Consider the following 21178-nt stretch of genomic DNA (forward strand, 5'->3'; position numbering starts at 1 on the left):
CAAACGGACCCCCACGCATGGCCCAGGCTCTGTGTCTCTTGCACGCCAACTGTCAGGGCGACGCGCTGCGCCCCCTGCTTGAAAATTCTCCGGCCTTTGCCAGCCGCTTTCGCATCCGCCAGTATGTGAACTACACGCGGCAGAGCATTGCCGCGCAGGATATAGAGCACTGCGACCTTTTTCTGTACCAGCGGCTTGCACCCAGGTGGGGCGACCTCTCCACCGAGCAGATGCTGCCGCGCCTGCCCCAGCATTGCCAGGCCATTGAAATTCCCAATCTTTTTTTCAAGGGCTACTGGCCCCACTGGTCGCGCGACGAGCACATCAATTTTGCCGACAGCCTGCTTGAAACCCTGCTTGAAAAGGTAAGCCCACACGAGGCCCTCACCCTCTACCTGCGGGGCTCTGCCGCTCTGCTGGGCGATGCCGCAACGCTCAACCGCCTAGCCGAGGAATCGCTGGGCCGCGAAGAAGCCAAGGAGAGCGACGCGCCCATCAAGTGTGCGCCCCTGCTGCGCGAACGCTGGCGTGAAGAGCAGATGTTCATAACCGTCAACCACCCGGGCCGCGAGCTTGTGTGCCACATGGCCGACAGACTGCTGCACCTGCTGGGCCTCGGGGGCTTGTCCCGGTCCACGCGCGCTGGATTTGTTCACCCGCTGGAAGATTTCTGGCTGCCTGTGCACCCTGCGGTGGGGGGCAGCCTTGGCCTGCCCTTTGCCAGTGCCGAAAAACGCTGGCCCATCTATCATCTGCAGCTCACGCACCGCGAGTACACCATGTGCTACATGGCCTGCCGGGCCAATAATGTAGGAGATTTTTTGACATTTCTTAAAAACCTTTCGCCCGATGCCCTGCACGCCGCAACGGCAGCCGTAGGCGGCTAGCGGCCTCTTTATGCAGGCAGCGGCCTGAGCACCGGGCAAACCCAGCCACGCCACACACGGCGGCAGCGGCAGACAGGCCGCCTCCGCTCACTCAGCGGGCTGCGGCCAGACCGCGCCCAAAAGGAGACATTCATGAAAGTTCTGATGATCAACGGCAGCCCGCATCCCAAGGGCTGCACCTTTACCGCGCTGTCCACCGTGGCTGCGCAGCTTGAAAAAAACGGCGTTGAAACCCAGATGCTCCAGCTGGGCGTAAAGCCCATCCAGTGCTGTATTGCCTGCGGCAAGTGCAAGGATACCGGCCATTGCGTATTTAATGCCGACCACGTCAACGAAGCCATTGACCTGCTGCGCGCAGCAGACGGTTTTGTTGTGGGTTCGCCGGTCTATTACGCAGGGCCCAACGGCGGCATCACTTCGTTTCTTGACCGCATGTTCTTTTTCAAATCCATCCATTATGCCTTCAAACCCGCTGCCGCCGTGGTGAGCTGTCGCCGTGGCGGGGCCAGCGCCTCTTTTGACAGGCTGAACAAGTACTTTACCATTGCGCGCATGCCTGTGGTTTCTTCGCAGTACTGGAACGCCGTGCACGGCAACACCCCGGAAGAAGTCATGCAGGACAAGGAAGGTCTGCAGATCATGCGCACCCTGGGCGACAACATGGCCTGGCTGCTCAAGTGCATTGCCGCTGGCAAGGCCGCTGGCGTGGCAACTCCCACGCCCGAAGCCTGGGAACCCACCAACTTTATCCGTTAGCGGCCCTTTTGGCGGGGCTGCCGCCAAAAGCAGCAGCTCACCCACACAGAGCTGCCCGAAAGTATACTTTCGGGCAGCTTTTTTGTATCCAGCGGGCGAAAATATCTTGCTTTTTTCACACGCGACGCATCGACAGGCTAGGGCGCGCGTACACTGCCGGGCATATGCAACTCTGCGGCAAAACTGCGCAACAGGTTTTAACGAGCGGCAGTTATATTTCTGCGGACCACCCCTGTCAGCCCGGGGCAAACGCATTTGCGCGAATATCATCAATCAGTATATCGGTTTCTAATAACGCTAATTTGACACATTTCGTACAGTATAACATAAATATTTACTGCACTATCCAATTCATAAATAACTATTACACGCACAATATGAATGTTTGTGATTTTTTTTACATAGCTTTCACCACATGCATCCAAGCTTCAATCGACGACACATCCATTGAACCACTACAAAGATTGATCAACCATTCAATAATATATTGTTGCCAGCAACTTACACATCTGGCATGGTTCCCACAATTATTTTCATTTGCATGCCCTGTGCATCTGCCAGCAATACAAATGGACGTGCGGCAGACGGCTGACACTCGCCCAACATTCGACAAGGCCGCATGCTGACGGATCAATACATTAATGTTTACTGGTCTTTATAAGCAATCTAGCACATCATGTGCGGGCTGAATATTTCGCGCGTCTGGCAGGCCCAGCCCCAGATAGCAGCAATAATTGCAGTATAAAGAGGATGCCATGAAGGAAATCAATGTTGAGGACATAGCCTGCGCGGTTGCCGATTTGGCCGTGCGCGCCTGTTGCCGCCTGCCGCAGGACATGGTGGACGGCATGCGCAAGGCGCATGAGGCCGAACCCTCGCCCGTGGGCAAAAACATTCTTGAGCAGCTGCTCGAAAACGCAGCCATTGCCGCCAACGACAGCATCCCCATCTGTCAGGATACCGGTCTTGCCGTCATTTTTGCCGATGTGGGTCAGGACGTGCGCATTGTGGGCGGAGCCTTTGAAGACGCCGTTAACGAAGGCGTGCGCCGCGGTTATGTGGATGGCTACCTGCGCAAATCGTGCGTGGCCGAGCCGCTTTTTGAACGCAAAAACACGCGCGACAACACACCCGCCGTCATCCACACCCGCCTTGTGCCGGGCGATTCACTGCGGTTGCGGCTGGCCCCCAAGGGAGCTGGTTCTGAAAACAAGAGCGTGGTCAAAATGCTGGTGCCCGCCGACGGCATTGAAGGCGTGCGCAAGGTTGTGCTGGATGCCGTGCTGGCCGCTGGCCCCAATTCCTGCCCGCCCATGGTCGTCGGCGTTGGCCTTGGCGGAACCATGGAAATGGCCGCCATCTGCGCCAAGCGTGCCGCCGCGCGCGACCTTGAAAGCCATAATCATGACCCGCGCTACGCTGCCTTTGAAGAAGAACTGCTTGAGCTGATCAACAAGACCGGCATCGGCCCCCAGGGCCTTGGCGGGCTGACTACGGCGCTCAAGGTGCATGTGGAATGGGCCCCCACCCACATTGCCTCGCTGCCTGTGGCCGTGAACATCAACTGCCACGCGGCGCGTCACGCCGAAGTTACGCTGTAGGAGACCGCCATGTCTGAAACCCAGATGAAAAAAATCCGCGCTCCTTTTGACGAAGCCACCGCGCGATCGCTGCGCGCTGGCGACAGAGTGCTTATTTCGGGCACCATTCTTGCCGCGCGCGATGCGGCCCACAAACGCCTTGTGGAAACCCTGGACAGGGGCGAACCCCTGCCCGTGGATCTGAATGGCGCAGTTGTGTACTACGTTGGCCCCAGCCCTGCCAAACCTGGTGAAGTGATCGGTGCAGCTGGCCCCACCACGTCTGGCCGCATGGATGCCTACACCCCCCGCCTGCTTGACCAGGGCCTCAAGGGAATGATTGGCAAGGGCTACCGCAAGCCAGAGGTGGTTGAAGCCATGAAGAAACACGGCGTGCCCTACCTTGCCGCCGTGGGTGGTGCGGGGGCGCTCATTGCCCGCAGCATCAAGAAATATACGGTGCTGACCTACGAAGACCTTGGGCCGGAAGCCGTGGCCGCCATGGAAGTGGAAGATTTTCCTGCCATTGTGGTCATCGACAGCACTGGCGACAACTACTACGAAACCGGGCAGGCGCCGTACAGACGATCCTGACCTTCAATATGGCCTGTTTGCATGCCGAGTGCTGAAAAGGGCGCGGCCTTGTCGCGCCGTTTTATAATGCCTGACATCTTTATGAAGGAGTTGGTATGGCCTTAAGCAGATCCCCTGTCGATGACCGAACCCGCCTTGATTTCTGGCAAGCGGCTTCTGGCGCGGTGCTGGCGCTTTTTGTGTGCGTGCATCTGGTGCTTGAAGGAACGGTTGTTCTCAGCCCCGCACTGACCAACGGCATAGCCTGGCTACTTGAAGTGACCATGCTGGCGCAGGTGGCGACCCCCGTCATCATGCTGCTGATTCTGTTCCACTTCTACATCGCTGCCCGCAAAATGCCCTTCCGCGCCAATGAGCTGGGCGTTTTTGTGCAGCACAGCAAAGGCCTCAGGGAGCTGGATACATGGCTGTGGCTGGTGCAAATTTTTACGGCCATTATCATTCTTGCGGGCGCATTCTACCATGTGTACAGCGTCATGACCGACCTGCCCATCAATGTGGCGGGCAGCACCAAGCGCCTGCACTCTGGCTGGCTGGCCTTCTACGTGTTCTTTCTGCCGTGCGTCATTCTGCACACGGGCATCGGCGTGTACCGCCTGGCCGTCAAATTCGGCTTTTGCGTCAAGGCCACCCGCCCCGCATGGCGCAAGTGGACCTGGATTGTCATGGGCTGTTATCTTCTGCTCGGCGCGGCTGCACTGACCCGCGTGTGGTTTCTGGGATAGGGGGTGCGTATGCGAGTTTTTGAAAGTGATGTTCTTTGCATAGGCGCCGGCCTGGCCGGGGAACGCGTGGCTGTGGAAGCGGCTCAGGCCGGGTTCAGGGTTATCTGTCTTTCGCTGGTGCCGCCCAAGCGCTCGCACTCGTCTGCCGCCATGGGCGGCATGCAGGCGGCCCTTGGCAACTCCATCATGGGCGAGGGCGACTGCCCCGAGGTGCATTTTAACGACACAGTTAAAGGCTCTGACTGGGGCTGCGACCAGGAAGTGGCCCGCCTCTTTGCCGAAACCGGCCCCATCGCCATGCGTGAAATGGCCTGGATGGGTGTGCCCTGGAGCCGCGTTGTGCCCGGAGAGCATACCTACTACAAGGGCGGCAAACCTTTTCAGGCTACGGAAAAAACCGAGAACGAAGGGCTGATCCACTCCCGCGCCTTTGGCGGCACGGCCAAGTGGCGCACCTGCTATACTTCGGACGGTACCGGCCACGCCGTGCTGTTCACCCTCGACAACCGCCTGCTGCAGCTGGGCGTTGACGTGCACGACCGCATGCAGGCCGAAGCCCTCATTCACGATGGGCAGCGCTGCATGGGCTGTGTGGCGCGCGACCTGCGCACCGGCGAGCTGGTGGGCTATTTTGCCAAGGCCACGCTGATCGCCACGGGCGGCTATGGCCGCATTTACCGAGCCACCACCAACGCCATCATCTGCGACGGCGGCGGCCAGATCACCGCCCTTGAAACCGGTGTCGTGCCTCTTGGCAACATGGAGGCCGTGCAGTTTCACCCCACGGGCACAGTGCCAACCGACATTCTGGTTACAGAAGGCTGCCGTGGCGACGGCGGCACCCTGCTGGACGTGAATGAATACCGCTTCATGCCCGACTATGAACCCGAAAAGGCCGAGCTTGCCTCGCGCGACGTGGTTTCGCGCCGCATGACCGAACACATGCGCAAGGGTCTTGGCGTGCAGAGCCCCTACGGCGAACACCTCTGGCTCGATATCCGCCATCTGGGCGAAAAGCACATCACCACGAACCTGCGGGAAGTGTACGACATCTCCACGCATTTTCTGGGCGTCAACCCCATCCACCAGCTTATCCCCGTGCGGCCCACGCACCACTACAGCATGGGCGGCGTGCGCATCAACAAGGACGGGCATGCCTACGGGCTTCAGGGCCTGTTCTCTGCCGGTGAAGCGGCCTGCTGGGACATGCACGGCTTCAACCGCCTTGGCGGCAACTCGCTGGCAGAAACCATCGTTTCTGGCCGCATCGTGGGCGCCAAGCTTGTGGAATTCCTGCAGGGGTACGAAACCGTGTTCTCCACCCAGGCCATGAAAGAAGCAGCCACCAAGATCAAGGACCGCATTGCCGCCCTCATGCGCGGTACGGGCGACGACTGCTACACCCTGCGTAATGCCATGCAGGATATCATGATGGAACATGTGGGTATCTTCCGTAACGGCAAGGATCTGGAAGCGGGCGTTGCCAAGCTTCAGGAACTGCTGGAACGCACCAAGAACATGCGTCTGGCCAGCGGCAACATACCCGGCCCCAATGCCGAGCTCTCCATGGCGCTGCGCGTACCCGGCATGCTCAAGCTGGCCCTGTGCACGGCCTACGGCGCGCTTATGCGCACCGAAAGCCGCGGTGCGCATGCCCGCGAAGACTACCCCGAACGCAACGATAAGGAATGGCTCAACCGTACCCTGGCCTACTGGAAGGAGGGCGACACCCTGCCCACCCTCAAGTACGAACCGGCAACGCCCTTCTACATTCTGCCCCCCGGTGACCGTGGATATGGCGGCGGCAAAATCATCCAGGCCGACATCAGCTCTGAAAAAATAGTGCCGTACGCGCAACAGGGGTAAGGAGAGCCACATGGGACGCAATCTGACATTCGAGATATTCCGCTATAATCCGCTGGACCCGCTCTCGCAGCCCCATATGCAGACCTTCCAGCTTGAAGAGCACAACAGCATGACGCTGTTTATCGCCCTCAACATGATTCGCGAAACGCAGGACGCCTCGCTGCAGTTTGACTTTTGCTGCCGCGCCGGTATCTGCGGTTCGTGCGGCATGGTCATCAACGGCCGCCCCGGCCTTGCCTGCCATACGCAGACAAGCGACCTGCCGAGCCACATCACCCTGCATCCGCTGCCGGTGTTCAAGCTTCTTGGTGACCTGTCGGTAGATACGGGCACATGGTTTCGCAATGTGGGAACCAAGATCGAATCGTGGATTCACACCACCAAGGAATTCGACCCCACCGCGCAGGAAGACCGCATGAGCAACGATCTGGCCACCCAGATTTTCGAGCTCGACCGCTGCATTGAATGCGGCTGCTGCGTGGCAGCCTGCGGCACGGCCCGCATGCGCGAAGACTTTATTGGCGCTACCGCCATCAACCGCATGGCGCGCTTCTACATTGACCCGCGCGACAACCGCACGCCCGCTGACTACTATGAGCTTATCGGCGACGACAACGGCGTGTTTGGCTGCATGGGCCTGCTTGCCTGCGACAACGTGTGCCCCAAGCAGTTGCCCCTCCAGGACCAGCTGGGCATCATGCGCCGCATGGTAACCATGGAGTCCGTGCGTGGCATTTTGCCTGAATTTATCAGAAACAAAATGCAGGGTTGCGGCTGCGGCTGCTCCAAGTAGACATACGCCAGCCTGCTCCACAAGGGCAGTATGGCCCGCAACAGCAAACAGAAATAACCGGCCGGTTCGTGCCTCAACGGGCACGGGCTGGCCGGTTTCACTTACCCTCAGCCGGGCACAGCACCAGTTTCCGGCACGTTATTCCCACCTATCTCCTTGGCTTCTGTTCTGCATTACGATATGGTAGAAGCGCTTATAGATTACGCGCTGGCTGCATACGCAAAACCACATACAGCAGTCCCCGACCAACAAAATGCGCAGCGCCCGAGGCAGAGCACAAAACGCGATTTTTTAATCTCCGCAGGGCGTTACAATTGCCTTTGCAATAAATGCGTTAACACACCGTCGCCAACACGGTACCGTGCGCATTGCTTGCGGGCATTTTTTGTGATGGCAGCGCAACTTTACGCGGCCAGTGCAAAAGATGCTTTTACTCTTCAGGATCTTTCATGCACAAGAACTACGCTTTCAGAACGAATTTTTTCATCTGCCTGATTATCATCATTGGCTTTTCCGTCACCTCGGTGATCAGCTACCGCTCCAACATGGATACGCTGAAGAAAGAGGCTGAAAGCGTAACCCGCCTTGCATCTGAAGGCATGATGTACCAGATTGACGCTATCTTCGCTCAATCCATACACATTTCGCAGACAATGGCGCACGACAGTTTTTTGATCAATTTCCTCTCGCAGGAAAAAGAAAACCTCAAAAATCCCTCCTACACGCAAAACATCAAAGAATATCTGTCTGCCTACAAAAAAAAGTACAATTATGACTCTGTCTTTCTTGTCTCCATGCAAACAGACAGATACTACAACTTTACTGGTGTGGACAGAATCGTTAATCACTCTGCACCTGAAAATAAATGGGTGCGTGAATTTATTGCTGCCAACAACGAATTTTCACTCAATATCGACAACGACAAGGCCGATCACGACACTATTACAGTTTTTGTAAACTGCGGTGTTCGCAATAAAAATAACGAAATAGTCGGAATTGTTGGTGTTGGCTTTAAGGTAAATACCGTACAGGCCATGCTTACCAAGTACGAGCAGCAGTTTGCGGTACAAACCTACCTGATGAATGAGCATGGCAAGGTGCAGATTTCTTCCGCCGGGCATGGGGCCACCTCCGATGCCTTTGCCCAGCAGACCTTTGCCGCCGTTAAAAACACGCTGAAGAAAAACAATTCCGACTGCTCGGATATCTGGTATTCCGCCAATGGGGCCAACGGCTATGCCGTTACCCGCTATCTGCCTGCGCCCAACATGTATCTGGTTACAGACAAAAATACGTCTGAAATCATCAAGCAGATAAGAACAAAATACTACACTGGCGCTGTAATCGTTTTATTTACCACACTCATTGTCATAATCATTGTAACAACAATCATACGCAGATACAAAAACAAGATTGTATCCATCACAATTTCAGAGGAACTGAAGTACCATACCATATTACAGAATGCCACTTCCCAGATATACGACAGCATTATTGAATTTGACATTACAAATGATATTGCCTGTGGCGAGGGAACAAAAAAGTTTTTGCAGCAGCTTGATCTCAAACCTGGCACTTCATATAGCGCAATGCTGCAGGCCATTGTATCCAAACATATTCATCCAGATCATGCTGCACTGTTCATGGATACATTCAGCCCGGATGCCGTGCGCAGGGCTCTGGAAGAAAACCGCAACAAGCTGAGCTGCGACTTTCTGTACGCCACGGACAAGGGCAAATATGTATGGCTTCGTGAAACCGGCTATGTGTTGCGCTGGGCAGAAAACGATTCAATCCACATAGTTATTTGCCGCCAGAATATTGATAAAGAAAAAAAGCTTGAGCTCAGCCTGCAGGAAATGGCGCAAAAAGACGGCCTGACCGGTCTCTACAACAAGATGACCACGCATGACCTGATTGAAAAACGTCTTGCCAGGCACGAATGCGACCGCGGCCTTCTTGCCATGATCATGCTCGACATAGACAACTTCAAGGAACTCAACGATTCGTTGGGCCATGTGGCGGGCGACAGGATCATTCAGGAATTTGCGCAGAGCATACGCGCGGGCTTTGCTGCAGATGACATTGTGGGCCGAGTTGGCGGTGATGAATTTGTGGTACTGACCCTGCAGCAGGACGAGGAAGCCCTGCGCAAGAAGGCCGATGATCTTTGCCGCACCATACACAGCGCTTCATTTGGCGGTGATGCCCACCATCTGGCCGCAAGTATTGGCGTCGTCATTTTCCCACGGCATGGCAAAACATTTGGCGATCTTTACGCCAGAGCAGATGCCGCCCTGTACCGTGCCAAGCAGAACGGCAAAAATACCTTTGTCATTTTTGACAAAACCTTTGCTGCCTAGCACCACCCGCATTAGATAAGTCAGCCGGGCCCCCCCCGGCTGACCATCCCCGCGTCCACGACTGCTGGGGTACATGGCTGCTGGCGAACATAACTGTTGCATCCACGCCTGTCGCATACCGCTGCACGGGGGCACTCAAGGCGCAGGCTGATCTGCGGATTTTAACTCGCAACGTTTGAGGCAGCGACAAACCGCCGCCACGTTGGCCGAGGCCATACCCTTGCGCCACACAAGCTCGGTAACGGCGTTGCACACCGGGTGTTCAAGAGCGTGTACCGAGAGCATGCCATTGGTACGGCACAGCTCCAGCACCGAGGCAGGCACAACCCCCACCCCCATGCCGGCAATCACGCCCCCCACAATGGCGTGGTACGATGCCAGCTCCACAATATGTTGCGGCTCCCAACCATAAGCCCGAAACCAGTTCACCAGCCTGTTTCTGTAGGCACAGCCGCCCTGAAAAGCGAGCACCGCCTTGCGGCCGATGTCGTCGGGCGTATGGATGGGCGCATGCCCGCTGGTGGCTATGAGCACCAGCCGTTCTTCAAACGCCGCCACCCGTTCAAGGCGATCATCGTGCGGCGCATCAACCACAAACACCGCGTCCAGCCTGTTTTCCAGCACATCCACATACAGCGAACTGCTGGTGCCTATTACAAGTTCCAGCTCCACACTGGGGTATTCCGCGTGCAGGCGGGCCAGTATTTCGGGCAGCCGCGCGGCTGCCGCACTTTCAAGCGCGCCTATGCGCAACCTGCCGCCCGGCTCCATGCCCTTTACGCACAGCTCGGCCTCATCCATCAGCGAGCAGATTTTACGGGCATAGGTATAGAGCGTTTGCCCCCTGGCTGTGGGCAGCAGGCGCTTTTTTTCGCGCAAGAAGAGCTGCACGCCCAGATCTTCTTCCATCTGCATGATGCGCGCGGTAATGCCCGAGGGCACACGGTGCAAAATTTTGGCTGCATGGCTGATGCTGCCCGAATCCATCACGGCCATGAATGTACGCAGGTCTGAGACTTCCATTTATTCACCATTTGTGACTGATTTCTTCATTTTTATTCATTTGCCATGACATCTAGCATCTCCTAACGTATGCCGCAAGCCACCCGCCACCGCGGTAGGAAAAACCCTCACTCAACAAATTTCTACCAGTGGTGGAGGGTGGCGGCTGACAACCCGAACCTCAGGACATCCCATGCGTACCACCTGGAAACTGCTTTGGCAGACAGCTGTTTTAACGGCCATATTTTTGAGCTGTGACCAGATTACCCGTCTCACGGGTATTCCCATTCCCGGCAATGTGCTGGGCATTGTAGTGCTGTTCTTTTTGCTACTCACGGGCATTATAAAGGAAAGCCACATCAGCCTGGCTGCGGAATTTTTGCTGCGCCACCTGGTATTCTTTTTTGTGCCCATCGCGGTGGGCCTGATGCAGTGGGGCGGCGTTTTTTATGACTACGGCTGGGTGCTGGCAGCGGCCATTGTGGGTAGCACGGCCCTGCCGCTCGTGATCGTGGGCTTTATGGCAAGAGGCCTGCGCCGCTGCACCGACAAAAAGGAAGCTCTGGACAAGGAGGAAGCGCCATGCAGATCGTAAGCACATTTCTTTGCGTGGTGGGTACGGTGCTGGCCTATGCCCTGGTGCGCAGCCTGTACCTGCGCTACAAGCACCCGCTGATCAACATCGTGGCGGGCAGCGCGGCAATCATTATTGCCGTGCTGCTGCTCTGCAACATACCCTACGCCACCTACGAGCCCGCGCGACAGGTCATGACCCTGCTTATTGGTCCGGCCACTGTGGCTCTTGCCCTGCCACTGTATCGCTACCGCCATCTGCTGCTGCGCACGGCTCTGCCCATACTTGCCAGTGTGTGCACCGGGGCCTTTGCAGCCATGGTTTCGGCTGGGGCGCTGGCCCGGTTGGGCGGTCTGCCGCAAGACGTGGTGATTTCCATCATACCCAAGGGCGTGTCCATACCCTTTGCAGTGGAGGTAGCCTCCATGTATGGCGGCATTCCTTCGCTCACGGCAGCCTTTGTGGTGGCCACAGGCACACTTGGTTCGCTCTTCGGTCTGTGGGGGCTCAACGTGATCCGCATCAGAGACCCCTTTGCGCGGGGCCTGACCATGGGAACCATCTCGCACGCGCAGGGAACAGCTGTGGCCCTGCAGGAAGGTGAGGAACAGGGGGCCATGGGCGGACTTGCCATGATTTTGGCGGGAATTTGTACTGCGATACTGGCCCCAGTGGCCGTGTGGATTGTGATGCGGCTGCCGCTACTGCCGTAAACCAGCCTTGCCGCGGCGGTTGGGGGATGGCAGTTGCCGCCCCCAACCGCTTTAAATCTGCACCACACTAGCTCTGCTGATTCTGCGTACTCGCGCGGAACTTGCCCAGCTTTTCCTCGCGCCATTCCAGCCACTGGGTAGCCACTTCAATAAGCCGGTATGGATCAATGGGCTTTGCCAGATGGTCGTTCATACCAGCTGCAAGACTTTTTTCCCTGTCACCCACCATACTGTCTGCAGTAAGGGCAATAATGGGCGTGCGGTCATAGCGGCTATTTTCCCGCAGCCGGCCGGCGGCCTCAATGCCATCCATTTCGGGCATATGAATGTCCATGAATATCATTGCATATTCCGCCTGCTCGGCCATGCTTAAAGCGGCAAGGCCAGAATCCACTATATCCACGACAAAGCCCGATGATTCCAGCAGTTCCTTGGCCACAAGCTGGTTCACCTCGTTGTCTTCGGCCAACAGTGCCCTGCTGCCTTTGAAGCGTGAAGGAATGCGCAGATCCTGCGGCAGGCCAGAGGGGTCATCATCCACAGCCCGTTGCCCAAACACATCCAGAATGGCGTTATGCAGCAGCGAGGGGCTCACAGGTTTGATAAGAAAATGGCTGATACCTTCGGCCTGAGCTTCTTCCATGATTTCTTCACGCCCGTAGGCCGTAACCATAATCACGGTAGGAATGTACGGCAGTTCGCGGCAGCCCCGCAGCAGGCGCACCACCTGAATGCCGTTGTTGCCCGGCATTTTCCAGTCCATCAAAACCAGATCGTAGGGATCGCCGCTCTCTGCCGCGCGCACCAGTTCCTCGAGGGCTGCATCGCCGCAGTCGGCCATGCCCGCGCGCAGATTCATGTCTTCCAGTTCCTGGCGCAGAATCTCGCGACTTGAGAAGGAATCGTCCACCACCAGCACTCGGCGATCTTGCAGGTTCTTGAGCGGCAGAGAAGTCCTGCGCACCTGATCTTCCTGCATGTCCAGATTGACCGTGAAGGTAAACGTGCTGCCCTTGCCAATTTCGCTTTCGGCACTGATTTCGCCGCCCATGAGCTCCACAATACGCTTGCTGATGGAGAGCCCAAGCCCGGTTCCGCCAAAGCGGCGGGTAGTGGAAGAATCCCCCTGGGTAAATTCCAGGAACAGCTTGTCGAGCTGTTCCTGCCCCATGCCGATACCCGTATCGGTAACGGTAAAACGCAGGCAGGCACTCTGTTCTTTCTGCTCTTCCATGGCAACGCGCACCACAACCTCACCCATGGGTGTAAACTTGATGGCATTGCCCACAAGGTTGGTCAAAACCTGCCCGAGACGCAGAGGGTCTCCAATGAAGAACAGGGGAACATCTCTGTCGATGCGCAGCAGGAGCTCGATATTTCTGCCCCCGGGCTTGGTGGTATCAAGGCTGGACAGACCCAGAAGCACTTCTTCCAGATTGAAGTCCAGATATTCCATGTCCATGCGACCAGCTTCGATCTTTGAAAAATCGAGGATGTCGTCAATGATCCGCAACAGAGATTTTGCAGAACTATCGATATTTTTCAGATAGTTGCGCTGTGTAGCGGTTAGCTTTGTGCGCAGGGTAAGATGGGTCAGGCCCACTACGGCGTTCATGGGCGTGCGTATTTCGTGGCTCATGTTGGCCAGGAATTCACTCTTGGCCTTACTGGCCTGCTCCGCGGCCTTCTGGCTTTCAACCAGATCGGTAATATCACGACAATCTTCAATAATACCAAGTAATTCACCATCTGGCGAAAGAAATGGCGTTGCCACCATGTCGCAGTAGACCACACTGCCATCTTTTCTCAGGCGTTTCTGCCTGCTGGTAGCTCGTGCCGCACCGTCAAGAATGCGCTTGCCCACGCAATCCGCATCGCACATGTCACTGCGGGCATGCTCGCCGCACCAGTGTCCTATCATCTCTTCGCGCGTGTACCCAAAACTGCTTTCAAAGGTTTTGTTGACTTCTTTGACCACAAGGTTGCAGTCAATAACCCGCATGGCACTGCCTGCGGCGTTGAATATCTGGTACATTTCCATCTGGACGCGTCTTAAGGCCTGCTCTGCCACCCGGCGCTCGGTGATATCCGTACCCATGTACACAAGTCCGCTCACGGAGCCGTCCGGATTAAAGAGCGGAGCCCGCACTACTTCCAGGGTGTGCTTTTCGCCAGCAGCATCATTGCGGACTTCTTCCGTTCGCTGCACCTGACCGGTGCTGAGCACCAGCCTGTCCTGCTGAATACCGGATTCTGCCTGTTCTGGCGGGAAAAAATCGGATATGCTCTTGCCAACAACGTCCTCTTCCCGGTTGCCCGTGAACGTTTCAAAATACTTGTTGGCCATGATGTAGCGGGCGTCTGCATCTTTGAGCATCATGAGGCTCGGCAGGTTATCTACAATGCTGCGCAGTTGCTGCTTGCGTTGCCACAGGGCATAAGCGTTGGCCCTTGCTTCCTCAAGCGCCTTCTGGCGCGCTTCTGATTCGCGCGCCAGTTTGCGGTTCCATATCAGGATGACACTTATCAGGCTGCCCAAAAAAAACGCAACGACACTGGCAATCTGGGCAACAAACGCCCAATCCGTGGAACGCTCGATGCGCAGGTTTGCCCACCTGTTGGAAACGGCGGTTATCTGGTCCTGAGGGACGTTATCAAGCCCCTTGTTCAGGATATCCACAAGAATGGGCCAGTCAGAACGCACTGCGATGCGCATGGGGTACTGCAGTTGCGGCAGTAGCCCTACCCGCAGATCCCGCAGGTTCTTGTTGACCACCAGATATTCCACCGAGAGGGCGAGCCCGACCAGGGCGTCCAGCTGCCCGTTCTGTACAGCGGCAAGCCCGACATCCTGATTGGGAACAGTGACAATCTTTGAATGTGGCAGCTGCGCGCGCAGATAATCGGCAAGGCCCGCATGGTCGTGCACACCAACGCTTTTGCCAGCAAGATCGCCCGATGTAGTTACCATACGCTCGCTATCAAGCGTGACCACCGCTAGCGGCAGCTGCATGACAGGGTTGGTAAACAGCCAGGGGCCGTCTGCAGCTGGCGTACCCTCAAGAAATGGCTCGACATCGGCCTGATGGGCACTGGAGGTATCGTTAAGCACTGAGGCTGCAACCGGTTGCATGGAAATATTCAGATACCTCCCCGCCAGCTGCAATATATTCAGCCCAAGACCATTTAATGCCCCTTCGCTGTCAACAAATTCAATTGGATGCCAGTCATCTTCAATGGCCACCCGCACGCTTGGGTGGTTTGCGATCCAGCTGCGTTCGGTGGGGGTGAGCACCAGAGGACGGGACACATTGCCCCACACCCTGTGGGCGGGATTTCTGATCCAGCGTTCTTCAAGGGCCATCATTTCGGCACGGCTGATGCGACTGAGCCCTTCGTCCAGGAGCTGGGCCAGATCGTCACGGTTGCGCAATACCGCGGGGTGCAGGTTGCGCACAAAAAGCGGCATCGCCTGAGGCATAAAAAAGCTGTTGAGGCCCATTTTGTCTATCACGCCATAGGCGGAGGGGAAGTTACTCGCAAGCCCCACCGCCTCACCGCGTACAACGGACAAAAACAGTTCACTGCCGTTTTTTACAACCAGCAGGCGCACATTGGGAAAGTGCTCGCGCATGTATTCTTCCTGCAGCGAGCCCTCGAGCACGGAAACAACAGAATCGCCCAGCTGGCTTGGATCGATAATTTTTTTGCCTGCAGCCACTGCGAGCAGCACCCCGCCCATGCCGGGCGAAACCGCAGGCCCGAACTTGGCCCAGCGAGCCCGCTCTGGCGTAATATACATGCTGAAATGGATATCGGCCTTGCCAGCGCGCAGAATATCCAGCGATTCCTGCCAGTCGGCCATTACAAATTTAACCGGGCGTCCAACCTTTTCGCCCCACAGCCGCCACATGTCTACCATGAACCCTACGGGTTCTCCCGCTTTTGAGGTAAAAGAGAGCGGCTCGTTGTCTTTCATGCAGACAATTGTAATGGAATTTGCCGAATCGACAGGTAAAACAGCACCAGGGGCGCAAACCCCCTGCCGCACGAAAGCGAGGGTCAGACCAAGCAGACAGCAGGACATGATGCGGAGTAATCTGAGCATGGAAGCCTCGTGCGGTCTTTTATAGAAATGATACCTAATTTATTATAGCAGCAAAGCCATTATTGCAATCATACAACTCCATACAATCAGCACAGACATAATGCCCGATGCGCCCGAGACCTCATCCAAATCGCTCGGGCCCGACATGAACGCCGCGGGTACTTTGACGCGGGCGGGTCTGTGAGGATATGCTGGCTAATGGCTACGGATAATAACCAGTTTTGCCACTGCTCCACGCGGGGCGCATACACTGCATGGTGAGGTTTATATGTACATCGTTACCGGAGGCGCGGGCTTTATTGGAAGCGCCATGCTCTGGCGCCTGAACCGTGCGGGTATTACTGACATCATGGTTGTCGACAACCTTGGCTCTTCAGAAAAATGGAAGAACCTCGTCAACCGGCGCTATACACGTTATGTGCACCGCGACCAGTTCATGAACATGCTGCGCGCAAACGCACTGGGCGGTCCGGTCGAGGCAGTACTGCACTTCGGGGCATGCTCTGCCACCACGCAAACAGACGCAGATTTTCTGATGGCGAACAACACGGCATTTACCGTTGAGCTGTGCCGCTTTGCCCTCGAACACGAGGCCCGGTTTATCAATGCCAGTTCTGCCTCCACCTACGGCAATGGCTCGCAGGGATTTTCAGACAGCCCCGAAAAAACACATCTGCTCAAGCCGCTGAACATGTACGGCTATTCCAAGCACCTGTTTGACCTGTGGATTCTGGACAACAAGTTGCAAAACAGCGTGGCCAGCCTCAAGTTTTTTAATGTCTACGGGCCGAATGAATACCACAAGGGTGATATGCGTAGCGTTGTCTGCAAGGCTTATGAAGAAATTACTGCCACAGGAAAGCTGCGACTATTCAAGTCTTGCAGCCCCGATTTTGCTGATGGCGAGCAGATGCGTGATTTTGTCTATGTAAAAGACTGCGTGGAACTTATTTTCTGGATGCTTGAGAACCCGCACATCAACGGTATCCTTAATGTGGGCACAGGCAAGGCGCAAACCTGGAACAACCTGGCACGCGCACTTTTTACAGCCATGGGCAAAACGCCGCACATCGACTACGTGGACATGCCGGAAAAATTAAAGGGAAAATACCAGAATTTCACTCAGGCTGATATGAGCTGGATGCAGGAAAAGCATTGTCCCTGGGCCTTCACCACCCTGGAGCAGGGAATTGCCGACTATGTGAACAATTATCTGAGTCAGGAAGATCCTCACTTAGAGATGCTCGCCTGAGAGAAGCAAGACAAGACGGCTGGCTGCGGCAGGAATAAACCGCGTGGAATGAGAGCTGGCGGGCATGGTTTTGCCCACCAGCAAAAATATTATCGTGCCCTGTTGAGCCCTATGGCCTCGGCCCACGAAGGCGCGGTGCTGTCCTTGGCCGAAAGAAGGGGCTCGGCAAGGGGCCAGTCAATGCCAATGGTGGGGTCATTCCAGCGAATGGCCGCCTCGTCTTCCGGACAATAGTAGTCTGTGCATTTGTAGTGAAAATGGGCAACATCACTTGTTACAACAAAACCATGCGCCAGCCCGGGTGCAATCCACATCTGCCACTGGTTTTGTTGCGAAAGCTCAACCCCAAACCACTTTCCAAACGTGGGGGATCCGGGGCGGATATCTACGGCGACATCAAAAACACTGCCTAACGAAACATATACCAGTTTGCCCTGCGGGCGAGTTTTTTGGTAATGCAAACCGCGCAGAGTCCCCTTGGCAGACATGGAGTGGTTGTCCTGCACAAAGGGCAGCTGTATGCCCGCAGCCTCGTAGCGTTGCTGCTGCCAGGTTTCAACAAAATACCCACGGGTGTCTCCCCAAAGCTTGGGTTTGATCAACAGAACATCTTCGATGGATGTTTGAACTATTTCCACTGTCCCAGCCCCGCATCCACAAGTTCAATAAGATACTGTCCATAGCCTGTCTTGGCCATGGGTTTTGCCAGTGCGCGCACGTCTTCCGCCGTAATGTAGCCGTTTCGCCAGGCAATTTCTTCCAGGCAGGCCACCTTGAGGCCCTGACGTTTTTCCACAGCCTGCACGAATGCCCCGGCATCCATGAGAGAATCGTGTGTGCCGGTATCAAGCCAGGCAATGCCGCGTCCCATGAGCTCCACATGCAGATCGCCCTGTTTGAGGTAGGCGTTGTTGACGTCTGTAATTTCCAGCTCTCCCCGAGCAGAAGGGCGCACGGCTCGGGCGATGTCAAGCACCTTGCTGTCGTAAAAATACAGGCCGGTGACTGCAAAATTTGATTTGGGCTGGGCGGGCTTTTCTTCAATACTCACCACGCGCCGCGCTTCGTCAAACTCCACAACGCCATAGCGTTCAGGGTCGCGCACATGGTAGCCAAAAATGGTGGCCCCGCTCGCTCTTTCCATGGCTTCATGTGTAAGTTCGGGCAGACCGTGACCAAAAAACACGTTATCGCCCAGCACAAGGCAGGTGTTGTGCCCCGCAATATGATGCTCTGCCAGCAAAAAAGCCTGGGCCAACCCCTCGGGACGGGGCTGCTCCACATAGCTGAACTGGCAACCAAGTTGGGCACCGTCATGCAGCAGGGCCTTGTAAAGCGGCAGGTGCTCGGGTGTGGAAATAAGGCAGATATCGCGAATACCCGCCATCATTAGGATGGACAACGGGTAATAGATCATGGGTTTGTCGTAGATGGGCATGAGCTGTTTGCTCACGCTCAGGGTCAGGGGATACAGACGTGAACCCGATCCACCCGCCAGAATTATGCCCTTCCAGCCGCTCATGCCGCCCCCCTTTTCAGTTGCCCCCACCAGGGCCGCGCTGTGCGTAGTTGACCGCAATCCATTCCCTGTATGCACCGCTACGCACATTTTCTGTCCAGGCAGTATTTTCAAGATACCAGCGTACGGTATCCTGCAAGCCAGACTCAAAATTGTGGGCGGGCTTCCAGCCAAGCTCGGTCTCAATGCGGGTGCTGTCTATGGCATAGCGAAAATCGTGCCCCGGCCTGTCTGCCACAAAGGAGACAAGACCGGCATAGGGGCCAGCCACAGAGGGGGCCAGATTGTCGAGTATACCGCAAACAGCCTGCACAACCTCAAGGTTTGTTTTTTCCGCATGACCGCCAATGTTGTAGCAGCGGCCAACATTGCCAGCCTCAAGCACGCGGGCAATGGCTGCGCAGTGGTCTTCCACATGCAGCCAGTCGCGTATATTGGCCCCCTTGCCATACACTGGCAGGGGCTTGCGATCGAGGGCATTGCAGATCATCAGCGGAATGAGCTTTTCGGGAAACTGACGCGGCCCGTAATTGTTGGAACAGTTGGTCAGCAGCACCGGCAGGCCGTATGTTTCGTGAAAGGCGCGCACCAGATGGTCGCTGGCTGCCTTTGAGGCCGAGTATGGACTGTTGGGGCTGTAAGGGGTTGTCTCTGTAAAGGCTGGGTCGCCGGGCTGCAATGAGCCGTATACTTCATCTGTGGAAACATGCAGAAAGCGAAAGGCCTGCGCCTGTTCTGCGGGCAATGCGCCCCACCACTGGGCTACCACGCGAAGCAGGGTGGCTGTTCCCAGCACATTGGTGCGCACAAACGCTTCGGGGTCCACAATGGAACGATCCACGTGGCTCTCTGCAGCAAAGTTGACGATGGCGTCGGGCTGATGGCTTTGCAGCAGCCAGTTCACCAACTCGGCATTGCCAATATCGCCGCGCACAAAGGTATAGCCGGAATCGCCCTGTAAGGGCGCCAGATTGGCGGGGTTGCCCGCATAGGTCAACCTGTCGAGATTGACCACGCGCACACCCCGCCGCCTGGCTTCAAGCACATAGCAGGAGCCTATAAAACCCGAACCGCCTGTAACCAGATGACAGGGCATGTGCTCTCCCGAATTAAAGCCTCCAGAGATCAAAGCCTGCATCAAGCATTTCCTGCTTGTCCCAGAATCCTTTGATATCCATCAATAAAATCTTGCCGTCCACAAACATGGAGCGGATAACTTCAGGGCTGAGCTGGCGGAAACTTTCGTGCGACACGGCCAGAATGAGCACATCAAGATTGTTGAGTTCACTCATGGGCAACAGCTGCTGCCCATACTCGTGCATGGCTTCAGCCGCATCGGCTTCGGGGTCGTGCACAAGGGCCGTGATGCCGTATTCCTTGAGTTCGGCAATAATATCCACCACGCGGGTATTGCGGATATCCGGCACGTTTTCCTTGAAGGTAAAGCCCAGCAGGCCCACGCGCGCGCCCTTGACGTGTTTGTCGGCATTGATCAGGCGCTTGACGCACACCTCGGCCACATACTTGCCCATGCCGTCGTTGATGCGACGACCTGCAAGGATGACCTCGGGGTGGCAACCGATCTCTTCGGCCTTGTAGGTCAGATAGTAGGGGTCAACGCCAATGCAGTGGCCGCCCACCAGACCGGGCCTGAAGGGCAGGAAGTTCCACTTGCTGCCTGCGGCTTCCAGCACCTCAAGGGTGTCGATGCCCAGACGGTTGAAAATAAGGGCCAGCTCGTTCATCAGGGCGATGTTGATGTCGCGCTGGGTATTTTCGATAACCTTGGCGGCCTCGGCAACCTTGATGCACGATGCCCTGTGGATGCCCGCCGTAACAACTGCGCCATATACCTTGACCAGCAGATCGGCAGTAGCTTCGTCCGAGCCGGAAACGACCTTGCGGATGGTTTCAAGCCTGTGGACCTTGTCGCCGGGGTTGATGCGTTCCGGCGAGTAGCCCACGGTAAACTCGGCGGGGAAATTCATGCCCGATTCTTTCACCAGCAAGGGAATGCACTCGTCTTCTGTCACGCCGGGGTACACAGTAGATTCGTAGCACACCACGCAGCCCTTGGGCATGTGACGTCCCACGGTGCGGCTTGCGCCGATCACGGGCGTGAGGTCGGGGGTGCGGTGGCTGTCCACGGGAGTGGGCACGGCCACAATGATGACCCCGGCCTTGCCCAGCTCGGTGGCGTCGCTGCTAAAGCGCGCAGTGCTGGCGGCAAGGGAGGCATCGTCCACTTCATTGGTGGAATCGTGCCCCTTGTTGAGGGCCTCCACACGCACCGTGTTGATGTCAAACCCGATCACGTCAAAATGGTGGGAAAGCGCCACGGCAAGGGGCAAGCCCACATAGCCCAGGCCAACAACAGCCACGGAAGATTTTTTGTCCCGCAGGTCTTCAAATGAAACCATGTGATTATCCTTCGTATTACAAACTT

General features: G+C 56.3%; 17 protein-coding genes. 11 read left to right on the plus strand and 6 right to left on the minus strand.

Annotated elements, in window-relative coordinates:
- The first annotated feature begins 17 nt into the window (after window positions 1–17).
- The 8 genes from F8N36_RS10610 to F8N36_RS10645 all read left to right on the plus strand — a co-directional run bounded on the left by F8N36_RS10610 (window position 18) and on the right by F8N36_RS10645 (window position 9564).
- Window positions 18–887: a WcbI family polysaccharide biosynthesis putative acetyltransferase gene (locus F8N36_RS10610; RefSeq protein ID WP_291332784.1), complete on the plus strand. Its 870-nt coding sequence runs from the start codon at window positions 18–20 to the stop codon at window positions 885–887.
- A gap of 132 nt (window positions 888–1019) precedes the next feature.
- Window positions 1020–1643, plus strand: a complete 624-nt coding sequence (locus F8N36_RS10615; RefSeq protein ID WP_291332785.1) for a flavodoxin family protein — start codon at window positions 1020–1022, stop codon at window positions 1641–1643.
- Window positions 1644–2398: 755 nt separating this feature from the next.
- The gene (locus tag F8N36_RS10620; RefSeq protein WP_291332786.1) at window positions 2399–3244 is read left to right on the plus strand and encodes a fumarate hydratase; all 846 of its coding nucleotides are present in this window, start codon (window positions 2399–2401) and stop codon (window positions 3242–3244) included.
- Between the two features lie 9 nt (window positions 3245–3253).
- Entirely contained in the window at window positions 3254–3817 is a 564-nt protein-coding gene (locus F8N36_RS10625; RefSeq protein ID WP_291332787.1) for a Fe-S-containing hydro-lyase, read from the plus strand.
- Window positions 3818–3912: 95 nt separating this feature from the next.
- Window positions 3913–4542, plus strand: a complete 630-nt coding sequence (locus tag F8N36_RS10630; RefSeq protein ID WP_291332788.1) for a succinate dehydrogenase/fumarate reductase transmembrane subunit — start codon at window positions 3913–3915, stop codon at window positions 4540–4542.
- A 9-nt stretch (window positions 4543–4551) separates the two neighbouring features.
- Complete coding sequence (locus F8N36_RS10635; RefSeq protein WP_291332789.1) at window positions 4552–6408, plus strand: fumarate reductase flavoprotein subunit; 1857 nt, start codon at window positions 4552–4554, stop codon at window positions 6406–6408.
- Between the two features lie 10 nt (window positions 6409–6418).
- Complete coding sequence (locus F8N36_RS10640) at window positions 6419–7201, plus strand: fumarate reductase iron-sulfur subunit (RefSeq protein WP_291332790.1); 783 nt, start codon at window positions 6419–6421, stop codon at window positions 7199–7201.
- A 449-nt stretch (window positions 7202–7650) separates the two neighbouring features.
- Complete coding sequence (locus tag F8N36_RS10645) at window positions 7651–9564, plus strand: sensor domain-containing diguanylate cyclase (RefSeq protein WP_291332791.1); 1914 nt, start codon at window positions 7651–7653, stop codon at window positions 9562–9564.
- Window positions 9565–9699: 135 nt separating this feature from the next.
- On the opposite strand, the gene F8N36_RS10650 is transcribed toward F8N36_RS10645, so the two are convergent.
- A complete protein-coding gene (locus tag F8N36_RS10650; RefSeq protein ID WP_291332792.1) occupies window positions 9700–10587 on the minus strand; it encodes a LysR family transcriptional regulator in 888 nt (295 codons plus the stop codon).
- Window positions 10588–10759: 172 nt separating this feature from the next.
- Between F8N36_RS10650 and F8N36_RS10655 the strand changes: the two genes are divergently transcribed.
- The gene (locus F8N36_RS10655) at window positions 10760–11161 is read left to right on the plus strand and encodes a CidA/LrgA family protein (protein ID WP_291332793.1); all 402 of its coding nucleotides are present in this window, start codon (window positions 10760–10762) and stop codon (window positions 11159–11161) included.
- Complete coding sequence (locus F8N36_RS10660; RefSeq protein ID WP_291332794.1) at window positions 11149–11853, plus strand: LrgB family protein; 705 nt, start codon at window positions 11149–11151, stop codon at window positions 11851–11853. The genes F8N36_RS10655 and F8N36_RS10660 overlap by 13 nt, the downstream gene beginning before the upstream one ends.
- A 67-nt stretch (window positions 11854–11920) precedes the next feature.
- Here the strand turns inward: F8N36_RS10660 and F8N36_RS10665 are convergent, their stop codons facing one another.
- Window positions 11921–15961 (minus strand): transporter substrate-binding domain-containing protein, encoded by a 4041-nt coding sequence (locus F8N36_RS10665; RefSeq protein ID WP_291332795.1) that lies wholly within the window; start codon window positions 15959–15961, stop codon window positions 11921–11923.
- Between the two features lie 268 nt (window positions 15962–16229).
- Here F8N36_RS10665 and rfaD point away from each other — a divergent pair, with 268 nt between their 5' ends.
- Window positions 16230–17213, plus strand: a complete 984-nt coding sequence (rfaD, locus tag F8N36_RS10670; RefSeq protein WP_291332796.1) for an ADP-glyceromanno-heptose 6-epimerase — start codon at window positions 16230–16232, stop codon at window positions 17211–17213.
- An 89-nt stretch (window positions 17214–17302) separates the two neighbouring features.
- On the opposite strand, the gene rfbC is transcribed toward rfaD, so the two are convergent.
- From rfbC to F8N36_RS10690, 4 genes are read right to left on the minus strand one after another with little or no spacing between them, the layout of a single operon-like run.
- On the minus strand, window positions 17303–17851 hold the full coding sequence (gene rfbC, locus F8N36_RS10675) for a dTDP-4-dehydrorhamnose 3,5-epimerase (protein ID WP_291332797.1): 549 nt from the start codon (window positions 17849–17851) through the stop codon (window positions 17303–17305).
- Complete coding sequence (rfbA, locus tag F8N36_RS10680) at window positions 17842–18735, minus strand: glucose-1-phosphate thymidylyltransferase RfbA (protein ID WP_291332798.1); 894 nt, start codon at window positions 18733–18735, stop codon at window positions 17842–17844. Before rfbA ends, rfbC begins: the two co-directional genes overlap by 10 nt.
- A gap of 13 nt (window positions 18736–18748) precedes the next feature.
- Window positions 18749–19828, minus strand: a complete 1080-nt coding sequence (gene rfbB / locus F8N36_RS10685; protein WP_291332799.1) for a dTDP-glucose 4,6-dehydratase — start codon at window positions 19826–19828, stop codon at window positions 18749–18751.
- 13 nt (window positions 19829–19841) lie between these two features.
- Window positions 19842–21152, minus strand: coding sequence for a nucleotide sugar dehydrogenase (locus F8N36_RS10690; protein WP_291332800.1), 1311 nt, complete (start codon window positions 21150–21152; stop codon window positions 19842–19844).
- Between the last annotated feature and the right edge of the window lie 26 nt (window positions 21153–21178).

The organism is Desulfovibrio sp. (assembly GCF_009712225.1).
In the GTDB taxonomy this organism is placed as follows: Bacteria; Desulfobacterota; Desulfovibrionia; order Desulfovibrionales; family Desulfovibrionaceae; genus Desulfovibrio.